Origin of the sequence: Mucilaginibacter limnophilus (genome assembly GCF_004005815.1) — a bacterium.
In the GTDB taxonomy this organism is placed as follows: Bacteria; Bacteroidota; Bacteroidia; order Sphingobacteriales; family Sphingobacteriaceae; genus Mucilaginibacter; species Mucilaginibacter limnophilus.
Map to the genome: position 1 here is coordinate 231,614 of NZ_SACK01000005.1, position 15,666 is coordinate 247,279.

The window sequence follows — 15,666 nt, forward strand, 5'->3', positions numbered from 1 at the left end:
CCTTTTAATTCCTGATGGCACTGTACTTGTGCAACACTTTCATGTTTTGCTAATGTTTCTTATCAGGAACACGGCAATGCCATTCCACCAGTTCACCTTAGCCTCGTCGGGCGGAGTATGTTCGTCGTTTTTTGTAAGGATGATTTCCCTTTCCCATAAAACTTGAAGGCCTGAATCTTTTATTGCATCCCTTGTACCGTTTCTTACCTTAGCCCAGTTCCAATCGTCAATGATGAGGATAAACAGGTCATCAAGGTGATCAAGAAATTGGAACACAGCCTTGTAATGTTCTTCATAAGCATGCCCTCCATCATAAAGATAAATATTGAATTTTTTTTGGCTGTCTAAATTTACGTTAAAGCAGTCATCTTCTATAAACGTAGCCTTGTTTTCGCCTTTATATTCATCAAAATACTCCAGAAATATATCCTTTACTTCTTCTCCACCAAACTCTGACCAGTTATCAATACACACAACATCACTTCGATTACCATACATAGCTGCGCAAACAGAACTGCCAGCCCAGGTACCAACCTCTAAGTAACGGCTATCATCAATGTCGAGAAGGTTGTTATAAAAGTGCCTTGTTTTATGCCCTGTCATTCCATACATTTCCAGTATGTCTTCTGTAATCTTGGATTTGCCGACTTCGGCGTTTGCAAAGCTTTGCTCCAGGTGCTTGATGTAAAAATCTTTTAGGTTGTTCATAAACTTATAAGGTTATCGGTTTCGCGTTTGCGCGCGCATACCAGTTGGTGATTAGCTTTCGTGTATTCTCGAAAGTGCACATCCGGGTCATAATGGTTTCCGTAGCCTGTTCAGGTGTTTGGCCCGATTGAATGCAGCTGTAGTAAAGATCCCCGAAATCCGTTCGGAAATCAAAGCCCGAGGGTTGATAGAGTGGTACGCCTACAAACATAGAGTCGGCATCAACTTGTCCCTGTGTATCGCTGGCGTCCATATTTATCGTTATCTGGTGCGTTGCTATCGTCCTTAAATAATCGTCATATTTCAATGGCTTTATTACTTCCACATAGCAGCCGTCCAATAATGTTTCCAGTTCGGCTTTTAAACTTTCATTTGAAAAATCAGTGTCATTAATGGTTGTTATCTTGTTGAAAATCTCAGGATACAGTCCAAATGGTTTACCAATTAAGTCTTTTGCCATTGCGATATTATATATCCAGTTGCGGCGTTCAATTTCATGGTTTTTTTTCCTGGGGCCAATAAATATTCCCTGCCGAAGTTCAGATGCGATGATATAGTCTTTCCTTTTCAGAGTGTAATATGGCTGAGGCCATTCCAGAAATTCAGTTGTGATACTTAACGTACGGTAAAAATGCTGGTAAATTTTATGCCGGGGATAGGTAAGGATAGCATCGCAAGCATTTGCGCAATTTTTAAAATCGATAAGCCAGCTCACGTTTCTCGCGTGCATTTGCAGCGTGTCGCCATTTTCATGAAATGCGCCTATAACCAGTTTGCCCTGTTTTTTTATATCTTGTATGATCTGCATAGCTATCCCGGGATCGTAGTTCCAGAGGGCCAGTACAGTATCTGCCCAAGCTATTTGTTCACGCCAATTGTCTTTGGGTACACTGACAATGCGACCGTTCATGGCCGCAGCGTAACTATGCCAGCTGATGGGCGCATGCACTGACGAATTCCAGTTAGCGTCGCCATTAACATCCTCATATGACATCAAACGGTCATTAGCAGTAATAAGCTCAGGATTGGCAACTGCGCTTAAATCGCAAACCAGAAAATTCATAATGTTAATTTAATCAGGGTTTGACACAGCAGTTTTATTTGTTGCGGTGCATGCCTTTTCAATAACCTTTTCCAGGAGCTGCCATGTATAGCGCTTTATATTATTAAGGCCCTTGGCTTTTAATGCTTCCCGCAGCGTTTTATCATATCGCAAAAGCATTAGTTTTTCGGCTATTTCAACTTCGTCAACGTAGTATATAAAGGCCCCGTTTATCCAAATATTTTTCAGTTTCGGTTCTATCAGTAAAGCGCCGTCACCTGCTACTTCTTTAATATTGCCGCCGTCATTAATGGTTATTAAGGGTACACCACAGGCTTGTGATTCAACAGTACAAAGTTCAAATCCGCCCGAAAACGGCACATTTACAATAACATCGCACATGTTGATCCTTTCAAGGTAGGTTAACGGCTTATTGGGTATATCCTTTGATGATATAGTATTTCCCAGTTCTACACCTATCTGCGGTTTAAAGCTTTTCTCTGTGAAAAGAACATGCTTGTTCAGCTTTAAATAACCAGTAATAGATTCCAGATCCCAGCCAGTACCTACTATGCGACGTGTTTCGCTGTGGATATACAGATAAATATTTTTTTGCCTCAGATTATAAACCAAGTGATGCAGGGCAAGCAGTACTTTGGGTATTTGCTTGCGTTCATCGTTTTTGGCAAACACACCAATAATAAAGTCGCTTTTTAAATTCAGGCCGAGTTTTTCTCGAATAGTGCTTTTATCAATTGGAAAAAAATCGTCCGTATCAACTCCATGCGGCGCGTAGAATACGTTTTTTACCCCGGCTGATTTAAGGTATTTTTTTGTCGCCTGTGTAGGAACTATCACGCCTTCAATTTCTTTTAGCGCATTTATGTATTTTTCAGCAGCGGGGAAACCATCCAATACGGTGTGGGCAAAGATTTTTTGCTTAACAACGTTAAGTTTAAGCAAATTCAAAAAATACTCAACTGCGCCGATATCGAAATTTAAAATAATGATATCGGGTTCAATTTCTTTTACAAAATTGCCAACAGCATCCAGCTCGGTTGCTTCCTTATTACCGCTCCATATGGTGAAATTGAAGTTTTCCTTATCAGCCGCTTCTGATGATACGATGCCGAATGAAAAGCCGGCACAATACACCTGGTGTCCATTTTTGCTCAAACTGGTCGCAATTTTACGGCAGGTGATACCGAATCCGGTGGTCCAGTATGCTGGATGTGATATAATGCCAATTCTCATTTAAAATATGGGTAATAGTACATATTCGGGTTTCAGGTTATTAGGAAAGCCATGAGCCTAAAAAATAATGTATCGCATATGCGTCGCTTATTTTTTTTTGTAAAGCTTCATCAACTTCTAATGTTTCATTAAACAACGCACGGATTTCATTGATACCAAGTGGGTATAGAGCATTAGAGGGTACTAACTCAATATGGCTTTTATGCGGATAACCGTCAAAGATGCGGGTTAATTTGAAAGGACCTGTAGTTGCCAATATTTGCATCCATTTGGCCATATCCGTATCTGCAAACCAACCTTGTTCCTTAAGTGTTGTGCATATAGTTTCAAAAAACAGGTTTCCGGGTGTACAAGCCATAAAGGCGTTACAAACGATTTTCTCCTGATCAAAGCGTTTACAATGTTCATTAGGTTCCAGCCCCATCACGCACGTTTTGTTAATTAGCAACGATGAGATGTTTTGAAGGCATTCAAAATCAAGATCGATGAAAACTCCGCCTATTTTATATAGTATAAAGTAACGCACAGCATCAACCCGCTGAATGTTATATGGATAGTTATCATAGGTGATCAAAAATTCCGGGTAGTTTTCTGCAATAAATGCCCTGTTCATATCATCCGTCCAAAGTCTGTATTCCCATCCCGGGTGTTTTTCCCGCCAGGTTTCAGCCAAAACAGCCAAATGGGCATCTACATTTGTATTTTTCCAGGTTTGATGTATAATACGTGGTATCATCATAACCTAAGCAATGCGGATGATGCCATCCATTTTTTTTGTTACCTGATTGAATATTTTAAGTATCTGTTTTGATGCATTTAGCAAAATTTTATCGCCGTTTAAACCTGTCTGCTGGTAAGCTGCCTGGCTAAGGAGCATGAAGGCTACATGGAATTCGTTGGTTTGCAGATATGTTTTACATGCATTCTCCCATTGTGCCATCCAGTGAAGCCCTGTTTCGTAATTTTCTTTTGTCCATATATCTTCAATTATCTCCACGAAAATTTCCTTGTTGTAGTCAAATAACGCCACGAATTGCTGTGTTTCGTCCTCACGCTGTTTATCATTGCTGTCGCCATTATCATGTGTGGTTAAGTGAAGCACCAGTTTCAAGGTATTTACCCGGGCGGTTCTGGTGTTTGTAAAGCCGGCCTTTATAATGCCAAACTGCAGGTAAACAATAAGCGTAAAAATGCTTTCTATATCGATTTCCTGATCTGCAAGCGCGTACAATATGATCTCAGAGAGCTGCTGTTTGACAGCGTGCAAACTATCATTTATAGTTAAATGAGGTTCCTCAATATCATATTCAATGGTATTGTTTGGGTAATCCATAAACAAACCATCCAACGGGTATTTAACAGCCTTCATAGGTGAAGGAAAATTTTCAAGGAAAGCCTCGGCTTTTTTACAGAAGTCTTCCTTTAGAGCAAAATGCTCATTAGCGGGATTAATCTCAACAGTAATATGCTCGCCGCGGTAGGTGCTTAAACTTACTCGCCAATGCGATATGTTGTTTTGATTTTGCTGTATGTAGGGACGTATAAAACCGCAGAGCAAATTGTGCCACGCTACCTGGTTGTAAAAAATTGAGGCTATCATTTTGATTACTATTAATTATGGATGATGTGTTTTATATTTCCTGTTCGCCAAGCAATGATAACACGCGGTTTTTAAGCTTAGCGTTTGATTGGACGTAATAATAAATTCTCTTATTACCATCTTTTATAACATAATATCCTGCACTGGTATAGATCAAATGCTGTTTGAACCCTTCATTAACACTTATTTCAATGCCATCTGACAATTGCTCATAAGTGCCGTTATTATAACTGTGTACAAATAAAGTGTCCGGATGAGATAACCCTTCACTTGTTAAAAGTACTTGCCTGAACATGCTGTCGTTACAAATCAAAATACAATCAGTACTGTTTGGAGTAAGATAGTTCAGCAATAGCATTCCGGATTCAAGCTTTTTCAACCTGTTAGATTTGATGTGTATAAATCGGATTATTAAAATTCAAGTTTTTATACACGGTATCATTGCCAAATACGCTATTTACCGCATACGTTTTGTTTAGCTTGTTTTTCCACATGTATATGCGATTAGTTACCTGGCTGCAAAACATAATCACTTGCTCAATTAAATCGTGGCTGCTTACCTGATAAAATAATTTTTTTGGCATATCGCTTAACGTATAATACCCGCCAGCGGTCTCATAAAACAGTGTTTGCACAGTATCACTGGTACTATATAAATCAATATGTTCGCTGTCTCCGCTCCATAGCCCTTGGGCCCATTCATCACCAAGTATCGAATATTGATACTCCTGCTGAGCTTCGTCGATAACTGCACCTGCAAGTCTGAGGCTTTTATTATCTATCACTACACCGCGTTTATAGGTATTGTCGGTCAACAGCAGCAGTACCTCTGAGCTTGACGGAGACAGGTAGCTAATCAGTACATCATTAAGCTTATTAGTAAGGTATTCGTTTTCAAGTCGGGTATTTCGCTCATGCTCAATCACGTTGAAAAAACCGGGATTGCCTGTTATCGGTGTTTTTGTTAACCCGTATAGCTCAAGTCTGTTTACTAGGTCATAGTCTTCAAACCCATAATTCACCATCCTTTCGTCATAACCGGTCACCTTATAAAAATCGGCCTTGCGTACACAAATGCGACCAAGCACATCGCTTTTATTTAATAGATTATTATTAAATACTGAAAGAAAAATATCATTTGCCTTGCTGAAGGCTTCATTTACATAGGCCGCAAAACCAATGCCTGTAAAGTTATCTGCATCAATATTGCAAAGCACATCACCGGTGGCCAAACGAAAGGCCACATTGCGCGAATGACTGCGATTAAAATATAGGTGCGATGTTGTTTTGTAATAAACAAGCTTACCACTTTTGATATAATATGACATGTGGTTACGGATATAATCTTCAACTCCATCGGTTGAATTGTAATCAAGTAATACAAATTCGAGATTTGCATAATCCTGATTTGCCTCGATATTGGCTTGCAATGTTTCTTTTAAATGCTGCAAACGATTCATGCAAACCGTACAAAATGATATTTTAAGCATGAGTTAATTAATAAATATCTTAAATAAGTTGCTTAATACTCTTTTTAGTATGCTTGTGTCATCAGTTACAATTTCGGCATCTGCCTGCATGCCATACTTTAACTGCACGGGTTTATGTAACCTGGAAAACTTATTGGAACCGAAATCTATTTTTGCTATAAACGATCCGTCTTTTGCGGGAATTTCTGATATGTACGATACGTTGCCTGTAATCATACCATATTCTTCATAGGCGTAGCTTTGCAGCTTTACCAGCACCTGTTGTCCAACTTTTACTTTACCCATGCTGTATGGAGGTATATAAACTTCACCGAAAAACTTTTCGTTATTGCTACATAAAAAGAATACAGGCTGGCCACTTGCCAGCAGTTTGTTCTCTTCAACTATGCCGTTAAACCACACTTGTCCGGCATTTATAGCGATAAGTATATACCTACCGACCGGGCTTTCAACAGATGCCAAAGGTTGGTTGATCATAACGTGCTGGCCGTTATGTACCAGCAATTTTATAAGTTTACCTGGCGCCGTCGCAGTAATCGCTGCAGGCGGGTTAATCGCGCTTATACGCAGCTTTGCTTTTACAAGATCAGGATACTTCACCAATGCCGAAATGCTTACTATTAATAGCAAGACGGCAAAAAAACTGCTGATGCCCCAACGTAGCAGCCACGACGGCGGTTTCGAAATAATGTCTTGTATCTCTTCGGTATGTATTTGTTCGGTATCCTCGCTCTTTGTCAGCATATATTTTTTAGTGGTCATGCACCTAATTCCAATTGGTTTTTAACTAAACTATAATATTCTCCACGTAAACTTGTAAGCCAGGCATGGGTACCCTGTTCCATTATTTTACCCTTGTCAAGCAAAATGATATTATCTGCATTGCTTACAGTGCTTAGCCTGTGTGCTATAATTACCACTGTCCGTCCTACGCAAAACTCCTTCAGGTTATCCATAATGATCCTTTCATTATTGGCGTCGAGCGCATTTGTCGCTTCATCAAAAAACAGGTACTGCGGATCCTTGTAAACCGCACGTGCAATAAAAAGGCGCTGCTTTTGCCCCTGGCTCATGCCGTTGCCTGTTGGTCCAATGATAGTTTTAAGGCCTAAAGGCAAATCATTAATAAATTCATCAAGATTGGCTATACGAATGGCATGCTGCAGCTTTACCGGGTTCGGAAATTCGTCGCCTACAGTAATATTAGCCGCTATAGTGTCTGAAAATATGAAGCCATCCTGCATAACTATGCCGCAACTGGCGCGCCATGCTTTAAAGCTTATATGGTTAAGCCTGGTTGATCCGATTTTTATTTCCCCTGCTTCCGGCTCGAAAAAGCGAAGCAATAGCTTAATAATAGTGGTTTTTCCACTGCCGCTCATGCCCACAATTGCGGTGGTTTTGCCATCGGGAATGGTGAGATTGACATCTTTCAAAACAGTATCATTTCCGGCGCCTGGATACCTGAAAGTAAGGTTGTTTATTGTGATGCCTTTATCTACCGGAAGCTCGTTAATAAAGTGCTTTTCCATCGGTTCCTCGTCTTGCAGCTCATGAATCTCGTTAAGACGTTCGAGGCTGATTTTAGCATCCTGATAGCTTTGTATAAAACCCAGCATATGACTTATCGGACTGGTTACCTGCCCTACTATATATTGAATCGCCATCATGCCACCAAGTGTTATCTGCCCGTCAATTACTGACTTAACACTTATAAATGTGATAAGTATGTTTTGTGCCTGGCTGATGAACATCGAGCCGGCTTGCTGATACTGGCTAAGCGCCAAACCTTTAACGCTGAACTTGAACAGACTTGCCTGTATGGTTTCCCAATGCCAGCGTTTCTGCCTTTCATAATTGTTAAGCTTGATCTCCTGCATACCGGTGACCAGCTCTACTACTGTAGTTTGGTTTCCGGATGACAGATCAAACTGTTTGTAATTAAGCTCACGGCGATACTTTAAAAAAAGTAAGATCCAACCTGAATATAATAGTGTGCCTATAACAGCTATCATAAATATCAGCGGGCTGTAATACATCAGTATAACGGTAAAAATCAACAGGTTCATCATTGAAAACAAGGTATTAAGCGTACTACCCGTTAAAAACGATTGAATGGTGTTTTGATCATTCATACGCTGCATGATATCGCCTGTGGTTTTAGTTTCAAAAAAGCTCAAAGGCAGTTTCATGAGCTTAATTAAAAAATCGGTTAGTATGGATATGTTAACACGGGAGGTAATGTGCAGTAAGATCCACGAACGTATAAAATCAACAACAGTACTGCCCAAAAACAGCATTACCTGGGCAATTAATATCAAGTAAACAAAATTTATATTCCGGGTATTGATGCCCGTATCAACCATTGATTGCGTAAGAAAAGGCGCCACAAGTGATAGTAGCGTTCCTGTTAACAAACCAAAAAACAGTTGTACAAACAGTAAGCGATACGTATATAAATATCGCAGCACTGTACCCCATTTTACTTTTTTCTCTTTGTCGCCCTCTTCCTCGTAAAATTTAGGAGTAGGCGCTATTAAAAGAGATATGCCGTCATGTAGCTCCTTATGGCCATACCAGCTTCTTGTAAACTCCTTATCAGTATAAACAACTATTCCCCGGGATGGATCTGCTACGTAATACTTATTACTTTTTATTTTATAAAGCACTACAAAGTGGTTTTGTTTCCAATGTAGTATGCATGGCAGTTGTGCTTCACTTAATTGTGGTAAAGTGAGCTTAACACCAATGGTACGAAACCCAAGTTTTTCCGCTGCCTCGCTAATGCCAAGTAATGACACTCCGCCGGTGTTGATATAGCAAAGATCCCGCAGCTTTTGAATGGCATAACTGCGGCCATAATATTTGGCCACCATCCGTAGACAAGTGGGCCCGCAATCTTTCTGGTCTTGTTGTTTGTAGCCGGGGAACTTCAATGGTTATGGTGCGTTAAATGGACATAATGCGTTACAAATTGATGGAGATTTTTACGATAATATAAAGCCCCAATGGGGCTTTATATTATTAGCTTGTACACCATAGCTTCGAGTAAAGTAAAGCTTGGTTGTTACGCTACTTATATTGGATATCCGCATGCTGAGCCGGGGGGCAAATAGTAATATGTACCATCTTTCCATACTCTACACGAACAACCTCCGGACGGGTTAGCTGCACATATTCCGGTCGCCGAAGGGCCTGATGGAAAGTATGTGTAACAGATGTTTCCATCGCTTGAAGAACACCCATAACCGCCGGTGACGTTCTTCATTTGTTCTTTGCTAAGCATTTCACCGATGCCTTGCATTTTCAAATTCAGTTTTTTCATTTAGATTTTAATTACTTTTACCTCTGTTAACGGGTTCAGTTTTCCCTTCCTGTTTTATCTAAGACAGGCAACTTCATTGTTGGCCAAACAATTTTTTTGCACAGATACTTTATATAAAATATTTGATGTCTTCGGGTTGATATGGATGCGGAAGCTGACGCCCGTTGATAAATATGGTAGGTGTACCTTTTATCTCAATGTTATCACACCATTGTTTTTGTATTTCCATCACCATATCAATACCCGGGTCTTCAGTAACAGGATAGTAACTTACAAGTGAATGATAATCAATAATTTTACGATTGTACCAATCATTTAGTGCTGTTTTCATAAATAGAGAATTGTGCTGGTAGCTCATAGCCATAAAATGGCCGGTGATCTTAGCTTTATCTGTTTGCGCAACTGAAGCTGCAAAAACCACCTGTAATTTAATGTCATCGCGATGTTCAAGCCATTCATCCAATATTTTATGTGCTTTTGAACATGGCTGGCAAAGTGGGTTTGATACTATGGTAATAACATGCTCAGCTTCGGGATTACCAAGTATGATAGAATGCTTATGATCAAGCAGAGCATACTTAGGCTTATCATTAAGCTCTTTATTAAAAAATTCAACATTGTATTTAAAGCGCTGTAATTGTTGTTTGAGCGGGAGAACCTGTTTAGAATATTTTAAAAACGGTTTGACAAATACCCACAAAACAACAGGTACTATGAAGCACGCAGCTAAGTTGAGCCATCCGGCTAAGGAAGGAAATACAACACGCCCCGTAATGTAAGGTAAGAAGCCAATAAACTCGAGCCAAAATAAAGCTTGCACAGAAAGACAAAATACACACCACTGCTTTGCTATCCTGCTTTGGTAGTAAACCGAATAAAATGTGTAAGGCAAGCACAGCAAGTTAAGTATTGCTAAAACATACATTATATGCGTATCTCTGCTATTAAACAGTATCGCTAGCCAAGTACCGGCAAAATAAAAAAAACCAATTTCGGACCAACTGAGTTCTTGGGTGATTTTTGCAGCCTTTGATGATAATATAGCATTACAATCATTGTTTTTACCTGTACATAGTTTTTGTATAAAGGGGTTGTTGTCATCGATACTTTGTATCAGCAGTATAGTTGTAACAGCTATCCCTGCCGTTTTACATAGTGTAAGCCAGACTACCGGTAAATTAATAACATAAAAATACCCTGTGTTCAGCAGCAATGCACTCATGATAAATACCAGGCCCAATAATATAAAGGGAGTACGAAGCGCATCAGCATTCTCTTTACGGCGATTAACTTTATAGTCTGTTTCTCCGCATTCTGCCTCAGCTTCGGCTGCCAGTATAGCTTCCGAATAAAATCCCTTAAACGCTTCAGCAGGTATGATATAGCCGTTGCGGCTATGATCTGAAATCGTTAGCTGCTTTTCGTTGAAAGATGTTACTACTACAAAGCTGCCATCGTGATAGCATGCTATATAAGGACAGGGCACTTCACCTAACTGCTCAAAAGGTATTTTATAGGCGGCATTCGCAATTTTCCAATTACTTAATACCTCGCTTATGGCAAATAAGCTGGGATAGTCTGGATGTATAAGCAATTCATTTTCGATAGAAAGACGTGTAAGAGGAACTTTTAATTCTTTAACGAGCTTAGCTACTACAGAGGCGACCTTATCTTTCTCCATAATTATAAACTGGTATTATTAATACAAAAACGAACACGTCCGCAAATATTCTCGGTCTTCATAGTTGATGCGATAAGTTAGGAAGCAATACAATGAGTTGCGTTTGCCTAAAATGGATGATTTATATTGGTTTATTGATTACGAAACTATACCTGTATGACTAATTTTGAATTAATAAAACATTAATGAGCAATGCGTTTTACACGTTCTTTCAAAGAAATTAAAAACATGCCCACTGATTTTTAATAAATTCTTCGATTACCTATCTTACAATAATCTGTTTCACAAACTTTTTGGTATTTGAACCAGTTAACTCTAAATTATAGATGCCCGGTACAACGCGGTGTGTTAAAAGATAAACACCTGCGCCATTTGTTACCTGGATGGTGGACCTGTTAAGTACCTGGCCTGCCATATTTGTTAAGCGGATAATATAATCACCGTTTACAGCTTCTGAGAACTTTAGTTTTACTTGTCCATCAGTAACCGGGTTGGGATAAGTTACAACATCTTGCGGTGTGTCATGGTCGGGCAGAGATGGTATAACTGATATGAAGCTTACTGCATTTATATTTCCATCATTAGTTGTAGCTGTAACAATTGCAGCGCCTGCTGAGACACCCGTAAGCAAACCATTTGCACTTACGGTGGCTACCCGATCGTTGCTGGAACTCCAGGTGACACCCTTGTTATCGGCATCAGCAGGCAATATTGTAGTTGTTAATTGTTGCGTACTACCTATTTCAATTCGAACCTGGCCCGGGCTAATGGCTATACTGGTTACATTAACAGGATTAACGGTTATCGTAGTGGTAGCAGTTTTCGCTCCATCGGCTGTAGTAACAGTGATAGTGGTTGTACCATTGCCAACTGCCGTAACCAGTCCGCTTGCACTAACAGTAGCAACGGCAGCATTGCCGGTCGTGTAGCTCACCGCTTTATTCGTCGCATTATTGGGCGTTATAGCAATAGTCATCTGTTGCGTATTGCCACGAATGAGTTCAAAATCACGGGGTGAAATCACGACATCCGCGACATTTACCGCCGGGGTAACAGTAATTAAGCTTGTGGCGGTTTTAGCGCCGTTGGCAGTAGTAACCATTATCGTTGCTGAACCTGTACTTATAGCTGTGACTAAACCGTTGGCATTAACGGTAGCAACAGCTTCATTGTCTGAACGCCAGGTAACCTTTTTATCGGTTGCGTTGGCCGGTGCTATGGTAGCTGCTAACTGCTGTGTCATGCCAACCGATAGTGTTGCGGTGGCATAATTAAGGGTTACACCCGTAACACTTACCGGACCATTAACGGTAACCTGCATGGTAGCTGTCTTATCCTCATCTTCAGACCGTGCCGTTATTGTGGCCTTACCGCCTGCTTTGGCAGTAACCACGCCGGTTTCGCTAACGGTGGCAATAGACGTATTGTTTGAACTCCAGGTTACTTTCTTATTAGTTGCCTTAGCTGGCGTAAGCGTGGCGGTTAGTTGCTTTGTTGCGTTCAACTCCAGCGTTACGGTTGCAGGGGTAATTGCTATTGTAGATACATCAACCTTACCGAATACCCTGAACTCATTTATAGTCCACCAGTTGCTTCTTGATTTTGTTTGAACGACTTTGATATAGCGCGCTTTTTTTGAGTCGATGGGAATCAGCGTTAAATCGCCGCCGCCGCCCGAGCCTGAAGCCACCGCCTGCCCCCAGTTAGTTCCATCAATAGATACATATACTTCGAAACCTTCCGGCGCATCACCGGGGCTACCTGATGCATCCAGTATTATCTTAGTTACGGTATTTACTGTTTTCATATCTACGATAACATACTGGCCATTGGTTTGCGAGCCGCCGGTTTGCCAGCGGTTGCTTGCGCTATCTAGCATATTACGTGCGCTCTGGTCATTTACCGACGCAGTAGCCGTCCAGTCACGTCTGTCCAGGTCGCCGCCCGGCAACAATACCCATGAGTTGGTAAGGTTATTTTCCCATAATGCTGCGGCCGCTTCCTGGATGCCGGTAGGATCAATGACTGAACCGCGTGCGGCTATTCTTTTTTCCGATCCAGTCGCGCCCAGTTTAACAGGCCATATAGCTGAATTTTCAATATTCAGCTTTGCCCCATTTTTAATCTGAGCGAAATCTTTTTGTCCTGGTTGCTGAAAATTGGCCATTTGAAAATTTAATGTACCACTTTCCATATTTATACCACGACCGGGATTTCCCCAGTAATCAGAACTGTACATTGTTACCTGTGATTTGAAATTCGATCCTGTAGAAATATACCTGGTAGTGGAATCTCCAATAGACACCACCTGCGTATTAATAAGATCATAGCCTTCGTCGCTGATATTGTTTATGTTGAATGATTTACGAACACCGTCAAGCCCGAGGCCCATACTTAAACCTGATGGACCTTTCCCGTTATCATCGGCCAATGTTAAGCCTTTGTAAGCGCCATAGATAAAGTCATTATACAGTATCTCGTTCTTCGTATCGCCTAACTCGAGGAAGTTCAGTTTGTCAAACTGGTAATTATAAATAGCAGAATTGTCACCGACCGGTGAATTAGGCCAGCTGCCGAATTTCGATTCAGAACCTGCGCCGTAAGCGATGGTATTGAACTGAAGGTTAAGTATTTTACCGTTTGCTGTACCACCGCCAACTTTTATGGCGTTGTTAAAAGCATGCCCAGCAAGGTAATCGATATAATGATTATCGCACTTGTACGTAAACATATCGATGCCATTATATGTGGCACGGATGCCAACGTTAATAATGTACACATTAGCCCCCGTAACCTGAATCAGGTACGGATAGGCCGGAAAATCAGGAACCAGATTGGCCATTTGTTCCGGGTAGTTAAATGTGATGCCCCGGATGCCGCTGTTAGCGGCTAGTTTAAGGAATGGGGTGCCTGAAGCATTGCCTTTTCCGGCATATACCTCAATGATACTTCCGGGACCTGTGGGCGTAGTACTTACGTCTGACGAGCCTTTCAATTCAACACCTGCAGGCACGCTTAAATTACCCAGCACCTTATATTTGCCGGGTGGAAGAAACACAATACCGCCGCCTGCCCCGCCTGCAGCATTAATTGCCGTTTGTATCGCCGTGGTATTATCAGTTGTGCCATCAGCCTTAGCATTGTAAGGGGCATCGGTAACTAAGTAAAGTACCTGCCGTGCTGGTTTGTGAGTTTCCTGCACCATCTCCGGAAACTCGGGTAATAATTTAACACTACCTATGGGTGCATGATCAATAACAGATTGAAATGTTGACTTATTTTCTATCTTAGCCGTGTTTTTAAAACGATTGCCTGTAATAATTGACCTTGCATCGGTGCCGACAGTAATTTGCGGGGCGCTGTTATTGAAATCATTATTGGATACATTGAAAGTTGAGCCAAGCGCGGCTACTTTACCGCGTGTTACCGTACTCTGCTGCATCATAAAGCGAGTGGTTGAGCCTGCTTCAATTTTTATGGCATAGTCGTTAGCATCAATAGCTGCCGAGTGAAACTGTATGGCACCTGATGTTTTAGGTCCGGCCCAAATACCCGTTTCACAGTTCTCCATTTTTACTTTGGTAAACATTATGCCCACGCTGTTATCTACTTCCATGTAAATACCCGTTTTACAGTTTTTGAATGTCATGTAGGCGTTATGTCCGTTAGGCGTGGCACCGGGGCTTGGTATAGAGGGCGCTGCATGGAAGCCTTTATTGTAACCGTCAACGGTTACATAGTTTGCGTATGACCAATCATTACGGCGCATAACTATGCCGGTGCCGTTCTGATAGATCCAGTTTGCGTAAGCACTGCCAGATGCCGGAGAACCCGGAAGTCCGGAACCTGCCCAGTAAGCCGGTGAAAAGTCTACCCAGTCGATACGCCCGACATCTACAATATTATCTATTTCAATACCTCTTGACAGCGGCGTGCCATACACACCGTTAATAACCGGGCAAGTGCCGCCATTAAGCCTGGAAAACACCACACCGCTGTAGGCGTTAACCAATGTAATATTCTTAGCATTACAGTATTCGTTACCAAAATAGTTCGGGCGGCCAAAAACTATAGCAGGCGAATACGGGGTGATGTTATCCGCCGTCTGTTCGGGGTACCATATCGAGAGGTCCATAACAGCAGCCGAGGTTTCCATTGTAATAAACGGAGTTGCGTTTTCATCCCCCCTGCCTGTATAAGCCATTAAGATCGTTCCGTTTATGGCTTGACCTTTTGTTGGTTTTTGCCATTCTCCACGTAAGGTAATCCCTTTAGGGATTAAAAGTGTGCCTTTAATAACATACTTGCCTGATGGTACAAACAGGGTACCACCACCAAGTGCGCCAAGCGCGTTTAACCTCTCCTGAAAAATAGTGGTTACATCCGTAACACCGTCACCTGTTGCACCATAGTCGGCTACCGAAAAGCGTGACACAAAAGTACCGGTGGTTGGATATAATGGCTGAATAAGTTTCCAGTCCTGCGAAAAAGTTGTATGTGTAAATCCCAACAGCAGCAATAATAAAAAAGCAATAAAATGTAGACCTTGATGTTGTAAATTTCTTT

Annotated in this window: 12 protein-coding genes; all 12 read right to left on the reverse strand. The window is 41.2% G+C overall.

Going from position 1 to position 15,666, the window contains the following annotated elements; genetic code table 11:
- Positions 1–39: 39 nt before the first annotated feature.
- Entirely contained in the window at positions 40–708 is a 669-nt protein-coding gene (locus EOD41_RS13200; RefSeq protein WP_127705646.1) for a class I SAM-dependent methyltransferase, read from the reverse strand.
- Between the two features lie 4 nt (positions 709–712).
- The gene (locus EOD41_RS13205; protein WP_127705648.1) at positions 713–1,771 is read right to left on the reverse strand and encodes a hypothetical protein; all 1,059 of its coding nucleotides are present in this window, start codon (positions 1,769–1,771) and stop codon (positions 713–715) included.
- Positions 1,772–1,780: 9 nt separating this feature from the next.
- The gene (locus EOD41_RS13210; protein WP_127705650.1) at positions 1,781–3,004 is read right to left on the reverse strand and encodes a glycosyltransferase family 4 protein; all 1,224 of its coding nucleotides are present in this window, start codon (positions 3,002–3,004) and stop codon (positions 1,781–1,783) included.
- 40 nt (positions 3,005–3,044) lie between these two features.
- Positions 3,045–3,743, reverse strand: a complete 699-nt coding sequence (locus tag EOD41_RS13215) for a glycosyltransferase family 32 protein (RefSeq protein ID WP_127705653.1) — start codon at positions 3,741–3,743, stop codon at positions 3,045–3,047.
- 3 nt (positions 3,744–3,746) lie between these two features.
- A complete protein-coding gene (locus EOD41_RS13220) occupies positions 3,747–4,604 on the reverse strand; it encodes a hypothetical protein (protein ID WP_127705655.1) in 858 nt (285 codons plus the stop codon).
- Positions 4,605–4,635: 31 nt separating this feature from the next.
- Entirely contained in the window at positions 4,636–4,983 is a 348-nt protein-coding gene (locus EOD41_RS13225; protein ID WP_127705657.1) for a hypothetical protein, read from the reverse strand.
- Between the two features lie 4 nt (positions 4,984–4,987).
- Positions 4,988–6,094: a glycosyltransferase family 2 protein gene (locus EOD41_RS13230; protein WP_127705659.1), complete on the reverse strand. Its 1,107-nt coding sequence runs from the start codon at positions 6,092–6,094 to the stop codon at positions 4,988–4,990.
- Positions 6,095–6,097: 3 nt separating this feature from the next.
- Entirely contained in the window at positions 6,098–6,856 is a 759-nt protein-coding gene (locus tag EOD41_RS13235) for an HlyD family efflux transporter periplasmic adaptor subunit (RefSeq protein ID WP_127705661.1), read from the reverse strand.
- Positions 6,853–9,030: a peptidase domain-containing ABC transporter gene (locus EOD41_RS13240; RefSeq protein WP_127705663.1), complete on the reverse strand. Its 2,178-nt coding sequence runs from the start codon at positions 9,028–9,030 to the stop codon at positions 6,853–6,855. Before EOD41_RS13240 ends, EOD41_RS13235 begins: the two co-directional genes overlap by 4 nt.
- 140 nt (positions 9,031–9,170) lie before the next feature.
- Positions 9,171–9,419, reverse strand: a complete 249-nt coding sequence (locus EOD41_RS13245) for a hypothetical protein (protein ID WP_127705665.1) — start codon at positions 9,417–9,419, stop codon at positions 9,171–9,173.
- Between the two features lie 109 nt (positions 9,420–9,528).
- Complete coding sequence (locus EOD41_RS13250) at positions 9,529–11,100, reverse strand: vitamin K epoxide reductase family protein (RefSeq protein WP_127705667.1); 1,572 nt, start codon at positions 11,098–11,100, stop codon at positions 9,529–9,531.
- A 262-nt stretch (positions 11,101–11,362) separates the two neighbouring features.
- Positions 11,363–15,610, reverse strand: a complete 4,248-nt coding sequence (locus EOD41_RS13255) for an Ig-like domain-containing protein (RefSeq protein ID WP_164849937.1) — start codon at positions 15,608–15,610, stop codon at positions 11,363–11,365.
- Positions 15,611–15,666: the final 56 nt, after the last annotated feature.